Origin of the sequence: Corynebacterium sp. HMSC05E07, from assembly GCF_001807225.1 — a bacterium.
GTDB classification, from domain to species: Bacteria; Actinomycetota; Actinomycetes; order Mycobacteriales; family Mycobacteriaceae; genus Corynebacterium; species Corynebacterium singulare.
This window is the reverse complement of the sequence record NZ_KV788202.1, coordinates 225,006-242,596: the sequence shown is the minus strand read 5'-3', so window position 1 is coordinate 242,596 and position 17,591 is coordinate 225,006. Positions and strand designations below refer to the sequence as shown.

Sequence of the window (17,591 nt, the reverse complement as noted above, 5' to 3'; positions counted from 1 at the left end):
GCAGGGGCTACTTCAGGTAGCGCTGGGCAAACTTTTCCTTGACGTCCTTAGAGGTGGACACAACGGTGTCGAGATCCTCGTTCAGGGTCGTGATCTCATCCAGCTTCGGGCCGTTCTTCGGGGTGATTTCGGTGTTGGCCGGGATCATGTTCTTGGAGGCGGAAATCTCCTGGGCCTCGTCAGAGAAAAGGAAGTCGACGAAGGCTTCGGCGGCCTCCTTGTTGTCGGTGGTTTTGAGAATCATGACCGGACGCGGGGTTACGGTGGTGCCGGAGGAGGGGATGACGACCTCCAGCGGCTCGCCCTTGGACTTGGCGGAGTAGGCGGAGTAGTCCACGCCTCCCATGACGATGCCGCGAGAGCCGGAGGTGACCTGGTCGAGAGCAGGGCCATTTGCGCCCTGGACAATCATGCCGTTGTCGAAGAGCTTGTCAAAGAGCTCCCAAGTCTTGTCCTCACCCCACTGGGACACCATGGCGGCGATGAGGTCAGCAGCGGTACCGGACTCACGCGGATCCGGCATGATGACCTGGTCCTTGTACTTTTCGTCAGCGAGGTCCTCCCAGTCTTGCGGGACCGAGTCAACAACGTTGGTGTTGGTTACCAGGGCCAATGCCGAGCCGTCGCGGCCGGTGAACGTGCCGTTCTTGGAAACCCAACTTGGAGTGATCTTGTCTGCGCCCTCCGGGGTGTACTCCTCTAGAGCGCCAGCCTTGTCCTGCTTGGATGCAGCGGACCAGGAAGCCAGGTACACGACGTCTGCCTGCGGGTTAGCTTCCTCGGCCTTGAGCTTCGCGGTGATCTTGCCGGTGGTGTCAGCGAAGACGTTGACGGTGACGTCGGTCTTCTCTTCGAAGGCTTCGACGAGGGCGTCGGTAAGCCCCTGCGGGTTTGCAGAGTAGTAGTCCAAGTCGCCGGACAGGCCTTCTGGAGCCTCCCAAGCTTCAGCGGAGGATGCCTCGGAACCGGTGGTGTCAGTGGAGGCATCAGTCGACTCGGCGGAGTCAACGGAACCGCAGCCAGTCAAGGCCAGAGCGGACGCCGCAGTGGCGGCTAGGGCGAGAGAGAGTTTCTTGTAGACCATGGAGAATCCTTAGAGGTAGAAAATCTGATGGGGTTAGTACGCGAGGCGCACCGTCGAACCGCGCTCGATTCGGGAGCGGCTGTAGGCCACCCACGGCTCGTCGGAGCCTTCGACGTCACAGTGCAGTTCGTAGCGTCCGCCGATGTACTGGGCGGTGCGGACAGTGCCGTCCACATGGTGCGGGAAAGACCCAATGTCTTCCTCCGCGCCGAGGACGGAGAGGTTTTCGGGGCGGACGTCGGGAAGCCCGTCACGGCGATTCATGGTGCCCACGAAACCACCAACGAAGGACGTGGCGGGGGAGTCGTAGAGAGTGACAGGGTCAGCGAACTGCTCGATGACGCCGTCTTTCATCACCACAACCCGGTCCGACATCGCGAGTGCCTCCGACTGGTCGTGGGTGACGTAGATAACCGTGAGGCCGAGGTCTTGGGCGAGCGCGGTGAGTTCAGCTCGAATTTGGACGCGCAGGGCGGCGTCGAGTGCTGACAGAGGCTCATCCATGAGCAGCAGCTGTGGGTTGGACACGAGGGCACGGGCAATGGCCACGCGCTGTTGCTGACCGCCGGAGAGCTGGTTGGGGCGGGCTTGAGCCTTCGGGGTGATGCCAACCATGTCCATGCAGGTGCGCACGCGTTCGGCACGCTCGGCAGCGGATACCTTGTTGCCAGCGGTGGTGAGGGGGAATTCGATGTTTTTCTCCACCGTCATGTGTGGCCACAGCGCGAGGTCTTGGAAGACCATGGAGAGGTTGCGTTTGTTGACCGGAACATTGGTGTGAGGGCCGAAGACCTCGGTGCCGGAAAAGGTGATGGTACCGGTATCGGGGGTTTCAAGGCCCGCGATGCAGCGTAGGAGCGTGGACTTTCCGCACCCGGAGGGGCCGAGGATGGAAATGAACTCGCCGGAGTTGATGACGAGGTCGGTGGCATGGAGGCCGGTGTTGTCCGCGAACTCACGCTTGATGCCGTTGACGACCACGTGGGCCTGAGAGGCAGGGGTGTGCGGCGAAAGCTGAGAAGTCACATCAGGGAAAGTTAGAGTACGAAAGTAAACGAAAGGGAAACGTCGTGTGGTGGTTGCCTTAAGGAAAACGAAATGACAGGTAACACCGAGGCGGGGTTTAGACTGGGGCGCATGCAACGCTGGGTCCTTCACATTGACATGGATGCATTCTTCGCCTCCGTGGAGCAACTGACCCGGCCCACGCTGAAGGGTCGACCCGTGCTGGTGGGCGGGGCCGGTGGGCGCGGCGTGGTGGCGGGGGCTTCGTACGAAGCCCGCACATACGGTGCGCACTCGGCTATGCCGATGTTCCGCGCGCAGCAGCTTGTTGGCTATCAGGCCGTGGTGGTGCAGCCGCGCCGGGCGGTGTATTCGGTGGCCTCGCGCCGAGTCTTCGGCATCATTGCTGAGCACGCGGGGCTCATTGAGCAGTTGTCCATTGATGAGGCCTTCCTGGAACCGGCTGCGCTTGTCGACGCCACCCCCACCGACGTCCTTGAATGGTCCGAGAACCTTCGCCGCGTCATCCGTGAGGAGACTGGTCTGCCCAGTTCAATCGGTGCTGGGGCGGGCAAGCAGGCAGCGAAGATTGCGTCCGGGGAGGCCAAGCCCGATGGCACCTTCGTTGTGCCGCACGACCGTTTTGATGAGCTTCTTCACCCGCTGCCAGTAGGGAAACTGTGGGGAGCGGGACCGGTGACGCAGCAGAAGCTCGCGGCAATCGGGGTGGACACGATTGGGCAGCTGGCGGCGATGAGCCGCAAGGAGGTGGAGATTTCCCTCGGTGGCGTGGTGGGCGTGCAGTTGTGGCAGCTGGCGCAGGGCATTGATGATAGGCCGGTGGCGCCGCGAGCGATTGCGAAGCAGATTTCCACTGAGTTCACCTATCCCACGGATTTGCGCACAGTGGCAGAGGTGGATGCGGCGCTGACCCGCGCGGCGGAGGGCGCGCACCGCAGGCTGCTCAAGGATGGCCGCGGCGCACGCACAGTGACGGTGAAGTTACGGATGGCGGATTTTCACATCGAGTCGCGCTCAGCTACTTTGCCGTATGCCACCGATGATCTTGACATTCTCAAAGCCAAGGCGTTGAGCCTGGCGCGCTATCCTGACGAGCTAGGGCCCATTCGACTCGTGGGCGTGAGCTATTCGGGACTGGAAACCGCCCGTCAAGATGTGCTCTTCCCCGAGTTGGACCGCGAGGTCGTTCGGTCAGCCCCAGATACGGATTATGAAACCGGCGTGAGCGATCATGCTCCCGGTGAGCCCGAGTCTGGGACAGGATTGGGGCCGGAGTCGGGAGAGCTGGGAACAGCGGGGACGGACCCGGCGCGCCGCTGGCACGCTACTCAGGATGTGTACCATCCCGATTTCGGGCATGGCTGGATTCAAGGCACAGGGCATGGGGTGGTCAGCGTACGTTTTGAAACCAGCGCGACAGGTCCGGGGATTGCCCGGTCTTTTGCTACGGATGATAAGGACCTGCAGCCGGCTGACCCCGTGGATTCCCTGGCCTGGGAGGACTACCTGGACAGCGTCGACTCGGAGGAAGACTAGTCAGCGGTGTAGGTCCGGGTGGCCGGGGCTTGGGCGAAAATGTCGGCCACGGGCGTGCCGGTGGCCAGCGCCGCGGCGAGTAGGATGCGGGCCTGGCCAGCGCGGAAGGCGCCTGAGGCCACCGCGCCCAGTTCGCCCACAGTGGCGCCGCCACCGGCACCTCCGTAGGCCAGCTTGGTCTTTCCATAGGGCGTGCGGGTGCTGATGACAACAGGAATCCCCGACTCCAAGGCGCGGGCCACGCCGGCGCCCATCTCTTCGCCCATGTTGCCCGAGCCCAAGGCTTCAATGATGAGGCCGGAGGAGTGGGTAAGGGAGGCGTCGACAAGCGCAGCGTCCGAACCCGGATACGCTGCGATGATGGAGACGGTGTGGGGAGCGAGCGGCACCAGGGGCAGGGGTGCGTGGAGTGGTTCGCCCACCGGAAGCTCTTCAAAACCGTTGAGGTGGGATGTGTGCCACTTGCGTGCGCCGCGCCCGGCAATGGTGCGCCCGCCAAACTGAACCCACACGCCTGAGTTCTTGGTACGCAGGAGCTCGAGGGCATCGCGCAGGTTACGCGGACCATCGCCCTGCGGATGATCGAAGGAGCGCTGTGCGCCTGTTACAACGATGGGCCCAGAACCAAGATCAAAAAGCGATAGCGCCAGCGCGGTCTCTTCCATGGAATCGGTGCCGTGGGTGATGAGAACGCCCTCAATCTCGTCACGAGCAAGCTGGGACTGCACGCAGGCGAGGAGTTCATCCAGATCCGCCAGGGTGATAGAGCTTGAATCGAGCTGACGAAACTCGATGACGTCGAAGCTCTGTGCATCAGCAGGTGAGTCGTCGAGGGACTCTACAAGCTGTTGCCCGCTGACGGTGGGAACGAGGGAGCCATCTTCGACGGTGGTGCAGGCGATGGTGCCGCCGGTGGCGATGAGCGCAAAAGTCATTCCACCAGGGTACTTCAAGCGCAACGCTGCGCGGGAAACACAGGGTGATGTTCGTGAGCGCTAGAGTGAAAGGGATTAACCACGACCCCCTAGTGAGGAGTATCTGTGAAATCCATCAAGCTGAGCGTCGCAGCCCTGGCCCTAGGCGCCGCCACCACCCTGGCTGCCTGCTCGTCTTCTGACGATGACGCGGTCAACACCAGCAGCGCCGCCAAGCCTTCCGGCGAGACCTCTGCATCCCAGGTCGTCTCCACCGAGATGCCGTCCGTGGAGGAACTCAACGAGATCCTGACCAAGGCCTCTGACCCGAACGTGCCGCAGGAGGAGAAGATTCAGCTGGTGCAAGGCAGTGAGACCGCGCCGGAGCTTTTCGACGTCATGTCCCAGTCCCAGGCTGAATCCGGTGCCACCTTCGAGGTTGTTGCCCCAGTCATTCCGGGCCTTGTGCCGGATTCCGCTCTGGCTACCGTCCATATCAACACCCCGGACGGCCAGCAGCAGACTGCCGACCAGGTCGAGTTCATCAACGAGGGCGGCTCCTGGAAGCTGTCCAAGACTTGGGCGTGTGTCCTCGTGACCAACATCGTGCCGCCAGAGGAAGTTCCGGAGATGTGTGCTGACTCTGTTGTTGATGCGCCTGCCGGTGGCGGCGCCGAAGGCGAGATGCCCGCAGAGGGCGGCGCAGAAGCCCCCGCGCAGTAATCTAGTTCGCTACCCACACATTTACGTACGCCCGCATCCCCCCTGGCTTCGAACCGGGGGAGTGCGGGTGTTTCTGCGTGCTCTTAGTCGGTGTGGAACTCCATTTCAGTTGCGTTGGACTGCATGACGCGGAGGTCCGAGCCCTCGGAGCCGTAGGAGATGAGGGTGGTGATGGAGACGGCGCCAGCCGTGGGCAAGGGCTTGGAGAGATCAACAGTGACGGTGCCCTCGGATGTGGTTGATGAGTCGAGGACCTTGAGCTCCTTGCCGTGAAGCTCGGCGGGGGCATCGGCGCTGTCGAAGGACAGGGCGCCCAGGGACGGGCGCTGCTCCACGGATACATCGAGGGTAGCGACATCACCCTCGAGTTTGTTCAAGGTGTACGTCGTGGTCTGCAGCAAGGTCGATTCACCGGTGACACGAGACTCCACGGTCCACTTAGCGCCGGGGCCAATCTCCTCCTCAGGGAAGACGATGGGCAGTGAGGTCAGGCTGGTAATCGCGCGCTCCACCGTACTGCGAGCCTCATCGGTGGCTGCCTGCGGGGCGGCGAGGCGCAGCGAATTCATCTGACCGGTATCGGTGCCGCGCCAGCCAAACTGGAAACCTTCGGCCGACGCCACATCAGCGTGTGCGGCTTCCGGCTTGCCCACGGTGACAAAAGCATTGCGGCTCGCCGGCACCTGTCCCTCGACGTTCTCGGTCGCAGCCTCCACGGAGGCTTGCAGCGGGAGAGTGACCTCGTCGGTGGCCTCAGGTGAGGAGCCTTCGCTGCCGTCCTTGCGCAAGTCCTGGTTGAAGCCAGTGGCCACCGTGTAGGTCAGGGACTGCTCGGAGTCGAGATCCTGGTACGCCAGCACACGACCGGCACCATCACCGGGGGAGAGGATGGTAACGCGCGGGGCATCGAGGGGCAAGCCCACGGGCTCCTCCACAGGCTTGGCCGGCTGGGAATAGGTACAGCCAGCGAGCGCGCCGGTTACTCCCAAGGTGGCGGCGGACAGGACTGCTAGGACTCTCACACGAAACACGCATTCCAAATTACCGGATCAGGCTGTTTAGAATGGAACGGGTGAAAGCAAGGAGTTATATCGGAACAATGGCCGCGGTGGTTCTCGGCGTGGCCGCCGTCGACCAAGCAGTCAAGCAGCTCATGCTGTCGATCCTCACCAAGGGTGAAGCGATGCCGGTGATTGGCAACTGGTTCCGGTTGTACCTCCTCTTCAATCCCGGCGCGGCCTTCTCTATGGGCGGCGAGGGCTCCACGTGGCTGTTTACCACCATCCAGTTGGTTTTCGTCATCGGCGTCGCCATTGCTGCTCCTCGGCTCCATGATTCTTGGCAGGCCGTGGGTTTGGCCATGATTGGCGGCGGCGCCCTGGGCAACCTCATGGACCGGCTCTTCCGCGAGCCCGGCTTCTGGTTTGGGCACGTGGTGGATTACATCTCCGTGGGTAACTTCGCCGTCTTTAACATCGCGGATGCGTCGATTACGTGTGGGGTCGTTGTCTTTATTATCGGGATGCTCCGGGCCGAGCGGAAGGAGGCGCAGGAATCTGATGCGTGAGAGTCGTAGGTTGCCAGTACCCGAAGGTTTGGAGGGCATGCGCGCTGATGCGGCCCTGGCCAAGCTTCTTGGGCTGTCTCGGGCAAAGGTGGCGGAGCTGTGCGCGGCGGGGGACGTAGAGATCGACGGCGTCGCTGTAGGCAAGTCCGAGAGGCTCACTGCCGGGGGGTGGGTGGATGTCATGATGCCCGCTCCGGACGAGCCCCTCGTTCCGAAGGAAGAGCTGGTCGAGGGGATGGATGTCCTCTACTCGGATGAGGACATCATCTGTGTGTACAAACCGGTGGGCGTGGCCGCACACCCCACGTTGGGCTGGGACGGCCCCACCGTGATTGGTGGGTTGCGGGCGGCGGGCTATGCGCTTGCCGACGCCGGCCCTACCGAACGCAAAGGCATTGTCCACCGCCTCGACGTGGGAACGTCTGGCGTCATGGTTGTGGCAGCCAGCGAACGTGCCTATTCCCAGCTCAAGACGGCCTTTCGCGAACGCACCGTGGAAAAGACCTACCACGCGGTGGTCCAAGGTCTGCCGGATCCCATCGTTGGCACTATTGATGCCCCGATTGGGCGCCATCCGTCGGCGGGCTGGAAGTTCGCGGTGGTCGATGACGGCAAGCCGGCGGTGACGCACTACACGCTGCTCGAGGCTTTCCGCGAGGCCAGCCTCCTCGAAGTCCACTTGGAGACCGGCCGTACGCACCAGATTCGCGTCCACATGTCTGCCACTGGGCACCCGTGCGTCGGTGATCCGATGTATGGCTGTGATCCGAACCTAGCCAAACGGGTGGGGCTTATCCGCCAGTGGCTGCATGCGGTCACCTTGGGCTTTACTCACCCGGGCACCGGTCAGTGGTTCGAGTGCACGGCCCCGTATCCAGAAGATCTGGAACATGCGGTTGAGGTTCTGCGCGGATGATGAACCGGCGAGTCCCTAGCGCTCACATCTATCGGCGGCGGCGCATCGCTGCCCTCGTGCTGCTGGCCGTGGCGGCCTGTGCCGTGGTGCTTGCGTTTGGTGTGTTCGGTACCCAACCGAGTACCGCGCTGCAGGGCGATCAGCTGGGACCAGATGGCGCAGAAAGCGCCGCCGAGTACCGCGAGCGTGCCGAGGAATCACTGGCGCAGGTCGACGAGCCGACGTATGCGCTGGTGGGGTTTAATGACGCACTTACCCCCGAGGAAACCGCTGACCTCCTGAGCCCTGTTCAGCGCATGAACGCCATCGTTATCGGCTTGGCAGCCCCCGTGGTCGTCCCGGAGCCTACTGCGGGCAAGGACCGCTCCGATGTCATCGATACTGTGCTTCACCGCGTGGCAGACCGCGCCCGCGACATCGGTGAGGAGGCCCCCACCACCGTCGATGCTGCGGTGGTATATTCCAGCGGTGCCGAGCTGCGTGCGCTCGCCGCCGACCCCCGCGTAAAGACAGTGGAGGCCGCTCCTGTCGACGCCGCCTGGGGCTCTTTCGGAGTTCGCCCGCCGTCCAACGTCCACCAGTCCGAGAAACCTTAAGGAGTAACCGTGCGCCTATTTCCTAAGACCTCTACGTGGCCTGCTAATTACCGCTTCGCGTACATCCTCGTGTGGGCAGGAGCTATCATCACGGTTCTGTCTTTCATCGCCCTCGCAGTCCTCGGCAGCGATGGAATGACCTTGGGCATTCTCGGCATTGTGGCACTGTACTGCATCGCCATGGCCGCGCTCATGCCGCGCTGGGCGCTCAACGCCGATGAGGAGGCTGCCAAGCGCACGCGTGCCAAGCAAGCCCGCGAAGAGCTGCGCAACCGCTCCTAGCTCGGGGTTTGATCTGGGGCGGGGTGGAGGCGGGTGTGACGTCGAGAAGCGCGGCCCATGCGCACCAAATCCGCGAGGTAAATGATGACCGCCACCCAGATAATGATGAAGCCAATCCAGCGTTCTGTCGGCATATGCTCCTGTGTGACGAAGACCGCCCACAGCATCTGCATTACCGGAGTCATGTACTGCAGCATGCCAATGGTGGATAGGCGCAGGTGTTTCGCGCCCTGGGCAAAACAGAGCAGCGGCAACGCAGTGACTAGGCCGGAGGTCACCAGAAGCGCGATGTGTCCAGGACCCTCGCTGGTGAATGTGGACTCGCCTTGGGCCTGCAGGTAGCCCAAGTACATGAGGGCAAAAGGCAGCATAACAATCGTTTCTGCGGCTACAGACCCCATCGAGGACACCGTAATCTGCTTCTTAAGCAGACCATACAGCGCGAAACTAAAAGCCAGAGCCAGTGAATAATACGGTGCCTGGCCGGTCATGAACGTCAGCCATAGCACCGCCGCAAACGCAATGCTGACCGACGCCACCTGTGCCTTAGTGAGCGTCTCCTTGAGGAACATGATGCCCAAGGCCACCGAGACGAGCGGGTTGATGAAATAGCCCAAAGCGGCGTCCGCCACGTGGTCACTGTTCACCGCGATGACATAGGTACCCCAGTTGATGGTGATGGTGATTCCGCAGGCCAGCATCCAGCCCCACGTGCGCAGGCTCATCGCCTTGAGCTCACGCCAGCCGCCCGTCACCACCAACATGAGGGTCACGAGCACCGCAGTCCACACGATGCGGTGAGCAAGGATTTCGAATGGGCTGGCGGGGCGCAGCAGGGGGAAGAAAGCCGGAAAGAAACCCCACATGAGATAGGCGGCGATAGTGTAGAACATCACAGAAAAATGTACAGGACGTTGAGTAATCCGGGAAGTTTGACGGCCCCGCTAAGATGACCGCATGGCCAAAAACTCCTCCTTCGTCCACCTGCACAACCACACCGAATTTTCCATGCTCGACGGCATGGCCAAGGTGGATATGTTGGCCGATGAAGTGGTTCGCCAAGGCATGCCCGCGGTGGGCATGACCGACCACGGCAACATGTACGGCTCCAACGCTTTCTATCAGAGGATGACGAGTGCTGGCGTGAAGCCCATCATCGGCATCGAGGCCTACCTGGCACCCGAGTCCCGCTTTAACAAGAAGCGCGTGCTGTGGGGAACCCCAGACCAGAAGCGCGATGACGTCTCGGCGTCCGGTGCCTACCTGCACCAGACCATGGTGGCGGAAAATGAAACAGGTCTGCGCAACCTATTCAAGCTCTCCTCCCTAGCCTCCTACGAAGGTCAGCTGGGCAAGTGGCCGCGTATGGATGCGGAGCTCATCGCTGAGCACGCGGAAGGCATCATCGCCACCACCGGCTGTCCATCTGGTGATGTTCAGACTCGCTTGCGCCTGGGTCAGTTCAACGAGGCCCTCGAAGCCGCGGCGATGTGGCAGGACATCTACGGCAAGGACAACTTCTTCTTGGAGCTTATGGATCATGGGCTGGACATCGAGAAGCGCACGCGTGACGGCCTGCTCGAAATCGGCCGCAGGCTCGATCTGCCGCCGCTGGTGACCAATGACTGCCACTACGTGCTGGAATCCCAGGCGCCGTCCCACGAGGCCATGCTGTGTGTGCAGACCGGCAAGACCTTCATGGACCCGGACCGTTTCAAATTCGACGGCACCGGCTACTACATCAAGTCCGCAGCACAAATGCGCGAGCTGTGGGACCACATGGTTCCGGAAGCCTGCGATAACACCTTGTGGATTGCGGAGCGCGTTCAAGACTACGGCGCGATTTGGGAGGAGCATACCCATGACCGCATGCCGATTGCGGACGTCCCCGAAGGCCACACCCCAACTTCGTGGCTGACCCACGAGGTCATGGAGGGCTTGAAGGACCGCTTTAACGGGGGCGACGTTCCACAGGAATACATCGACCGCGCCGAGTATGAGATTAGCGTCATCGACATGAAGGGCTACCCGTCCTACTTCCTTATCGTGGCTGAGCTCATCAAACACGCCCGCTCCATTGGTATTCGCGTCGGCCCGGGCCGTGGTTCGGCGGCAGGTGCGCTCGTGGCCTACGCGTTGACGATCACCAACATTGACCCCATCGAGCATGGCCTTCTCTTCGAGCGATTCTTGAACCCAGAACGCCCGTCCGCACCCGATATCGATATCGACTTCGACGATCGCCGTCGCGGCGAGATGATCACCTATGCTGCTGACCGCTGGGGCGAGGACAAGGTCGCGCAGGTGATTACCTTCGGCACGGTGAAGACCAAGCAGGCTATTAAAGACTCCGCGAAGGTGCACTTTGGCCAGCCTGGATTCCAGATGGCGGACCGTATTAACGGTGCACTGCCGCCCGCTATCATGGCGAAGGATATCCCGCTCGCCGGCATCATGGACCCGGATCACGCGCGCTACTCTGAGGCTACCGAGGTCCGTCAGATGATTGAGACCGACCCAGACGTCAAGAAGATTTATGAGACCGCGCGCGGTCTTGAGGGCGTTGTTCGTCAGGCAGGTGTCCATGCCTGTGCGGTGATTATGGCCTCGGTCCGTCTGATGGACCACATTCCTATGTGGAAGCGCCCAGCCGACGGCGCCTACATCACCGGCTGGGATTACCCCGCCTGTGAGGCCATTGGCCTGCTGAAGATGGACTTCCTGGGCTTGCGCAACCTCACCGTGATTGGTGACTGCCTGGAAAACATCAAGAAGAACCGCGGTGAGGAAATCGGCCTCGAGGATCTACACGCCGATGACCCGAAGGTCTCCAAGGTGTATGACCTGCTCTCGCGTGGCGATACCCTCGGCGTGTTCCAGCTGGACTCCGGCGGTATGCAGGAGCTGCTCAAGCGCATGAAGCCGACGGGCTTCAAGGATATCGTTGCGTCGCTGGCGCTCTATCGCCCCGGCCCGATGGGCGTGAACGCTCACTGGGATTACGCCGACCGCAAGAACGGGCGCAAGGAAATCACTCCGATTCACCCGGAGCTCGAGGAACCGCTGCGAGAGATCCTCGATGAGACCTACGGCCTCATCGTGTACCAGGAGCAGATCATGCGTATCTCGCAGAAGGTGGCCAACTACACCGCTGGTGAGGCAGACGGCTTCCGCAAGGCCATGGGTAAGAAGAAGCCGGAAGTTCTGGCGCAGCAGTACGACAAGTTCTGGGGCGGCATGCAGGATAATGGCTATTCCAAGGAAGCGATGGATGCGCTGTGGGGCACGATTGAGCCCTTCGCGTCCTACGCGTTTAACAAGTCCCACGCCGCAGGCTATGGTTTGGTGTCTTTTTGGACGGCGTACCTCAAGGCCTACTACGCGCCGGAATACATGGCTGCACTGTTGACCTCCGTGGGCGATAAGAAGGATAAGTCCGCCATCTATCTTGCTGACTGCCGCCACCTGGGCATCCGTGTGCTCTCGCCGGATGTTAACGAGTCCGTTGAAACTTTCCAGGCCGTGGGTGAGGACATTCGCTTCGGCATGGGTGCCATCCGCAACGTTGGTGGAGAAGTGGTGGATTCCATCGTCAAGACTCGGCGTGAGAAGGGAGCGTTTACGTCCTTCTCTGACTACTTGGACAAGATTGAGCTGGCTGCGTGTTCCAAGCGCGTGACGGAGTCACTCATCAAGGCCGGCGCGTTCGACTCCCTGGAACACCCCCGCAAGGGTCTGATGCTCATCCATGAGGATGCCGTGGATTCCGTCCAGACCACGAAGAAAGCAGCGGATAAGGGGCAGTTTGACCTCTTCGCCGGCTTCGGCGGGGCCGAGGAAAACGGTGAGTCGGTATCTGCCTTTGCCATCGACGTCCCCGATGAGAACTGGGACCGCAAGCACGAGCTCGCCCTCGAACGCGAGATGCTGGGGCTGTATGTCTCTGGCCACCCACTTGATGGTTTTGAGGAAGCGCTTGAGGCGCAGACCGATACCCCGATTACGAAGATTCTGAACGGTGAGGTTGGCAATGGCCAAGAGTTGGTGATTGGTGGCATCATCTCGGGCGTCGACAGGCGCTTCTCCAAGCGTGATGGCTCGCCGTGGGCCATCGTGAGCATGGAAGACCACAACGGAGCCCAGGTGGACATCCTCGTGTTTAACCAGGTGTATTCGCTGGTAGCGACCCAGATTGCAGAGGACAATATCATCTTGGCCAAGGTCCAAGTGAAGATTCGCGATGAGCGCATGTCGCTCTTCTGCTCCGATATTCGCGTTCCTGACCTGGGCCCCGGCAATGGAGCGGGCTTGCCACTGCGTCTGACCATGCGCACCGACCAGTGCACGATGGATAACATTGCCAAGCTCAAGCAGGTGCTGGTCAATAACCGAGGCGAATCCGATGTGTACCTCACGCTTGTCGACGGCGAAGAGTCCACCATGATGGTCCTCGGCGAGCACCTGCGTGTGGAGCGCTCCAGCAACCTCATGGGTGACCTGAAGGCCACGATGGGGGCCGGCATCCTCGGATGAATTTAAGGTGATGCGAGATCCAGTGGGAGCGTGATGTCTACGTTATTCTAGACAGCATAGTCTAGAAGAAAGGACATTCCTTCCCCCATGGTCAACAAGATTCGCACGACTCACGTCGGCTCGCTGCCGCGCACGAAGGAACTGCTGGAGGCCAACCTCGAGCGTTCTGCAGGAACCATCTCAGATGAGAAGTTCCACGAAATCTTGGAGCGCTCCGTCGCGGATGTGGTGAAGCGCCAGGTGGATCTCGGCGTCGACATCATCAACGAGGGCGAGTACGGCCACATCACCTCCGGCGCGGTGGACTATGGTGCCTGGTGGAACTACTCCTTTACCCGCCTGGGTGGTCTGACCATGACGGACAAGGACCGCTGGGAAATCGGCGATAAGATTCGTTCCGAGCCGGGGAAGATTCGTCTGTCCTCGATGAAGGATCGCCGCGACCGTGCCCTGTTCTCTGAGGCTTACAACGACCCGGATTCAGGCATTTTCACTGGGCGCAAGAAGGTAGCTAATCCGGAGTTCACCGGCCCCGTGACCTACATCGGCCAGGAGCAGGTCGAGGCTGATGTGAAGCTGCTTGCCGACGCCCTCCCCGCAGACACCGAGGGCTTCGTCGCCGCCCTATCCCCGGGTGCTGCCGCACGTCTTCCCAATAAGTACTACGAGGATGAGTCCGAGCTGGTCCGCGCCTGTGGTGAGGCTTTGTCGGTGGAATACAAGGCCATCACCGATGCAGGATTGACCGTGCAATTCGATGCCCCGGACCTGGCGGAGGCCTGGGATTCCGTCGTGCCGGAGCCAACCGTGAAGGATTTCCAGGCCTTCTTGCACGAGCGCATTGAAATCCTCAACGAGTCCATCAAGGACATCCCGCGCGAGCAAACTCGTCTGCACATCTGCTGGGGATCGTGGCACGGACCGCACGTGACGGACATCCCGTTTGAGGACATCATCGATGAGATCCTGCAGGCTAAGGTCGGCGGGTTCTCTTTCGAGGGAGCGTCGCCGCGCCACGCGCATGAGTGGCGCGTGTGGCAGGACCACACGCTGCCGGAAGGAACCGTTATCTACCCAGGAGTGGTGTCTCACTCCACCAATGCCGTTGAACACCCGCGCCTAGTTGCTGACCGCATCATCCAGTTCGCCGAGCTGGTCGGTCCAGAAAACGTCATCGCGTCGACCGACTGCGGCCTCGGTGGTCGCCTGCACCACCAGATCGCGTGGGCTAAGTTGGAGTCCCTCGTTGAGGGCGCTGAGATTGCAACGAAGGAATTGTTCTAGGGCCTAGCCTGGGGGAGGAGCAGAGTCATCCACGGCTAACACAAGGGGAGGCGCTGCGGAGAAAGTCTCGCAGCGCCTCCCAGTGTGGACTCTGTGGCTTAGTTCGCAGCCTTTACGTCGGCCTTGTCGTTCTTCTTACTGTTGTCCCAGTAGAAGCCCATGCTCTTGAGGAAGGCGCGCAGGCCGTTCAGGATGGACGGGTCGAACTCAGCCGCGACGACCGCAACGCGGATTCCCGCGGAGAGCAGAGCCAAGGCGCCGACAACCCACGCGGAGATTTCCTTCGTTTTCTCCGTCGGGCGAGCAGACTGGACGAACTCGGGCATCTCGTCCCACTCTTTCTCCAGCTTCGCTTCCTTCTCCGTCTCAATGCACTCCGGTTTCTCCGGCATGCCTGAGGAACCGTAACCATTCAGCACGCCGTAGGCCAGCTCCTGCGGGCCCATGAAGGACGACCCTGCAGTGCCGTCGGCGACGGCAGCCTCGTGGTCCTTACGCGCCTGGTTGACCTCATCCTTGCACTCCTGGGACAGCTCTGACGTGTTGGGGTGGCCAACATCTGAGGAACCGCCGTCGAAGCCGGTGGTCTCCTTCGTCGGCTTTTCAGCCGGCTCCTGCGCAGCTTCCTGTGCGGAGGCGGCCTGGGAAGCATCGGCGGAAGCGTCCTGGGAGATGGGCTCGGAGGAGGCGTCGGCAGCCGCGGCGGTCGCAGATGCGGTGGCCGATGCGGATGCGGAGGTGTCGTTGTCCGCCGCAGCCAGCGGGGTGACCAGCGCCAGCGTGGTGGCGCAGACGGTGACAAGGGATGTGGAAAGACGCATAGCGAGGGTTCTCCTTGTGAAGGGAAAAGGCAAATATGAAAAGGCTTCTCAGAAAGCTCATTTCAATGTAGCAGCCCCTTCCCGTGGGGGATAGGGCTTAGAGGAACTTCTCCAGCTGTGCACGCAGCGGAGCCGGAGCGAGGCTGAGTACGGTCTCTCGGACGCCCGGAACACGCAGAATGCCAATGGTTGCGGCCAGCGCGGCAATCACACCAATGACGGAACCGGCGATGACACCACCAGAAATCGAGCGGGAGCTGTTCTCCGCAGAGCCCTTGGAATCCTTGCCGCCCTGGGTGTCCTTGTTGTCGTCGTTTTGGTCAGAATTGCCCTGGTCGGTGCCGGCATCCTGCTCGTCCTTGCCATCCTGATCGCCGCTGTTGTTGCCGGCGTCATCGGAGTTGGAGTCGTCCGGTTCTCCATCGGTGGAGCCAAGGAGGTCCTCGACGGAGTAGACAGTGGTGGTACCAGAAACCTCGTTGCCGACGATGAGCAGGTAATCACCGTTTGGGGAGTCCGCCTTATCTACGAAAGCGAAGCCCTCTGGGCCGAGGTCGCCGGCATCAGCAAACTCATCGGTGGAGAAGTCGCGGTTGTTGACGTAGGTGACAAAGGAAGCGTTGGCGGGGTCGGTGACGTCGTAGACGAAGATGCCGCCGACACGCTCAGCACCAATGAAGGCGTAGGTGCGCTCGCCCACCTTGCCAATAACGAGGGCCTCTGGCTCGGGACCCTTGTTGTCGGAGCGGTCATCGAATTCAGCTTCGTCATTGTTGGCGTTGTGGTGGAACACGCCCGGCTCGTTGAGCTCTGCGGTGATCTCCTCGAACTCAGAACCGGAGTCGAAGACAACGGTGCCGTTTGCATCGTAGATGCTGAAGGAGCGGGAGCCGTAGGCGTACAGTTCGTCGAAGCAGCCCTTCTCCTCATTCCAGCCGGAGGCGTTGGTGAGCTTTAGGTTGCCGGCCTGCTTCTTGTCGGCGAGGTCTTCCAGGGAGACGTCGCCAAGCGCGCCCTCGCACACCTTGCCATCCTCAACGAGATCTCCAAGCTCCACCTCATCGGTGTAGACGCCGGAGCCGTTGTCCTTTTCCTTCACGCCCCACTCGCGCGCATCGCCTTCGTTAGCGGTGGCGAAGTAGGTTTTGCCACCCGCAGTGAACGCGCCGATGGAGTCCGGCATGGACAGGCCCTTGACTGGGACTGTGCGCAGCTCAGCTTTGTCGTCCTTGTTGGAGGTGTCGAGCGGAGTCTTGCTGTGGTCAGCAACGTGGGCCGGGACAATTTTTTCGACGGTGGCGGACTCGATATCGACGATGGCAATAGCATTGGCCTCCTGCAAGGTCACGAATGCCTTGCCGTCCTGGGAGGAGATGTACTCAGGCTCGAAGTCGATGGAAGGCTTGGACTCGTGCGCGGACGGGCCAAAGACGCGTACGCCCTCCGGGAGATCCTGGCCGTCAAAGGCCTTAAAGTCAGCAACGCGGGCATCAGCCTCGGTCGGGGCTTCGACGCCCTCTGGCAGCTTGATAACGGACACGGAGCCCTCTGGATCCTTGACGTAGTCAGTGCCCTCAGCGTTGAGCTCGTTGGAGGGCTCACCCTCGTTGGCCACGAGGGCGTAGCCGCCATCGGCAGTGATATGAACGTTATCCGGAAGAGCGCCGACGGTCACGCGGCCCAACTCTGCGGACTCCAGGTTCTCAGCCGCGACGTTGAAGAACAGCGCTTCGCCTTCCTCGGTCTTATCGGCCTGCTGAACGGCGGCGACAGCCAGACCATCAGGGCGAACAGCAACAGAGTTGATCTCTTTGCCTTCGCCTGCGGAAATCGAGCCGATGCGGGTGAGGGTTGTCGGGTCGGAAGCATCAAGAACATCAATCTCACCGGCATGAGCATTGACGGTGAGGATGCGCTTGGTTGCTGGGTGGAAGGCCACGATTTCGGCAGCGGACTCCTTGTATACCCCCGACTCGTAAGTGCCAATCGGGGACACCTTGAGGCTGGCGTTGGCAACAGAGTGCTCGATCACGCTATCCACAATCTTGGCGGAAGCTGCTGGGACAGCCAGGCTGACGGTGGTAGCGGTTGCAACGCACAGGGCAAGGGCGCGGCGGGAGACAGAGCGAGACATAGTGGGAGGCTCCTTGTGATGAGACGGAAAGATTCCGAACTACGGTACGTGCCGCTGTGTACCGCTTTGAGGAACAGAACATGACGTCCGGGCAAGATCTGGGTGAACCTTCGGTGAACCGGTCGAACGTTAGGTAATGCACGCCGCGCGCAGAGCAGCGCGTAGAATGAGCCAC

Annotated in this window: 15 protein-coding genes; 8 read left to right on the top strand and 7 right to left on the bottom strand. The window is 61.3% G+C overall.

All coding sequences use genetic code 11. The features are described 5' to 3' along the window. Positions 1-7: 7 nt before the first annotated feature. Both HMPREF3149_RS01345 and HMPREF3149_RS01340 read right to left on the bottom strand, forming a co-directional pair. Positions 8-1,084: an ABC transporter substrate-binding protein gene (locus tag HMPREF3149_RS01345; protein WP_042531522.1), complete on the bottom strand. Its 1,077-nt coding sequence runs from the start codon at positions 1,082-1,084 to the stop codon at positions 8-10. 33 nt (positions 1,085-1,117) lie between these two features. Continuing rightward, positions 1,118-2,110, bottom strand: a complete 993-nt coding sequence (locus HMPREF3149_RS01340; protein WP_042533327.1) for an ABC transporter ATP-binding protein — start codon at positions 2,108-2,110, stop codon at positions 1,118-1,120. 111 nt (positions 2,111-2,221) lie between these two features. On the opposite strand from HMPREF3149_RS01340, the gene HMPREF3149_RS01335 reads away from it, so the two are divergent. After that, on the top strand, positions 2,222-3,646 hold the full coding sequence (locus tag HMPREF3149_RS01335) for a DNA polymerase IV (protein WP_070536091.1): 1,425 nt from the start codon (positions 2,222-2,224) through the stop codon (positions 3,644-3,646). Here the strand turns inward: HMPREF3149_RS01335 and HMPREF3149_RS01330 are convergent. After that, a complete protein-coding gene (locus HMPREF3149_RS01330) occupies positions 3,643-4,581 on the bottom strand; it encodes an asparaginase (protein ID WP_070535979.1) in 939 nt (312 codons plus the stop codon). The genes HMPREF3149_RS01335 and HMPREF3149_RS01330 overlap by 4 nt on opposite strands. 105 nt (positions 4,582-4,686) lie before the next feature. On the opposite strand from HMPREF3149_RS01330, the gene HMPREF3149_RS01325 reads away from it, so the two are divergent. Next, positions 4,687-5,283, top strand: a complete 597-nt coding sequence (locus HMPREF3149_RS01325) for a WKL family lipoprotein (protein ID WP_070535976.1) — start codon at positions 4,687-4,689, stop codon at positions 5,281-5,283. 83 nt (positions 5,284-5,366) lie between these two features. Here the strand turns inward: HMPREF3149_RS01325 and HMPREF3149_RS01320 are convergent, their stop codons facing one another. Next, positions 5,367-6,314, bottom strand: coding sequence for a DUF6263 family protein (locus HMPREF3149_RS01320; protein WP_070535974.1), 948 nt, complete (start codon positions 6,312-6,314; stop codon positions 5,367-5,369). A 68-nt stretch (positions 6,315-6,382) separates the two neighbouring features. On the opposite strand from HMPREF3149_RS01320, the gene lspA reads away from it, so the two are divergent. The 4 genes from lspA to HMPREF3149_RS01300 are packed head-to-tail and all read left to right on the top strand — an operon-like array spanning position 6,383 to position 8,644. Then, positions 6,383-6,850 carry a signal peptidase II gene (gene lspA, locus HMPREF3149_RS01315; RefSeq protein WP_371440930.1) on the top strand — a complete coding sequence of 156 codons (468 nt, stop codon included), beginning with the start codon at positions 6,383-6,385 and terminating at the stop codon, positions 6,848-6,850. After that, entirely contained in the window at positions 6,843-7,766 is a 924-nt protein-coding gene (locus HMPREF3149_RS01310; RefSeq protein ID WP_070535968.1) for an RluA family pseudouridine synthase, read from the top strand. The genes lspA and HMPREF3149_RS01310 overlap by 8 nt, the downstream gene beginning before the upstream one ends. Continuing rightward, positions 7,763-8,362 (top strand): hypothetical protein, encoded by a 600-nt coding sequence (locus HMPREF3149_RS01305; protein WP_070535965.1) that lies wholly within the window; start codon positions 7,763-7,765, stop codon positions 8,360-8,362. Before HMPREF3149_RS01310 ends, HMPREF3149_RS01305 begins: the two co-directional genes overlap by 4 nt. Positions 8,363-8,371: 9 nt before the next feature. Then, positions 8,372-8,644 (top strand): permease, encoded by a 273-nt coding sequence (locus tag HMPREF3149_RS01300; protein WP_070535963.1) that lies wholly within the window; start codon positions 8,372-8,374, stop codon positions 8,642-8,644. On the opposite strand, the gene rarD is transcribed toward HMPREF3149_RS01300, so the two are convergent. Further along, positions 8,641-9,537, bottom strand: coding sequence for an EamA family transporter RarD (gene rarD, locus HMPREF3149_RS01295; RefSeq protein ID WP_070535960.1), 897 nt, complete (start codon positions 9,535-9,537; stop codon positions 8,641-8,643). The two genes, HMPREF3149_RS01300 and rarD, sit on opposite strands and share 4 nt — an antisense overlap. 64 nt (positions 9,538-9,601) lie before the next feature. Here rarD and dnaE point away from each other — a divergent pair, with 64 nt between their 5' ends. Beyond that, positions 9,602-13,177, top strand: coding sequence for a DNA polymerase III subunit alpha (dnaE, locus tag HMPREF3149_RS01290; RefSeq protein WP_070535957.1), 3,576 nt, complete (start codon positions 9,602-9,604; stop codon positions 13,175-13,177). 87 nt (positions 13,178-13,264) lie between these two features. Further along, positions 13,265-14,461 (top strand): cobalamin-independent methionine synthase II family protein, encoded by a 1,197-nt coding sequence (locus HMPREF3149_RS01285; RefSeq protein ID WP_070535954.1) that lies wholly within the window; start codon positions 13,265-13,267, stop codon positions 14,459-14,461. Between the two features lie 98 nt (positions 14,462-14,559). Here the strand turns inward: HMPREF3149_RS01285 and HMPREF3149_RS01280 are convergent, their stop codons facing one another. Both HMPREF3149_RS01280 and HMPREF3149_RS01275 read right to left on the bottom strand, forming a co-directional pair. Then, complete coding sequence (locus HMPREF3149_RS01280) at positions 14,560-15,282, bottom strand: hypothetical protein (RefSeq protein WP_070535952.1); 723 nt, start codon at positions 15,280-15,282, stop codon at positions 14,560-14,562. 97 nt (positions 15,283-15,379) lie between these two features. Then, positions 15,380-17,416 (bottom strand): choice-of-anchor I family protein, encoded by a 2,037-nt coding sequence (locus HMPREF3149_RS01275; RefSeq protein ID WP_070535949.1) that lies wholly within the window; start codon positions 17,414-17,416, stop codon positions 15,380-15,382. Between the last annotated feature and the right edge of the window lie 175 nt (positions 17,417-17,591).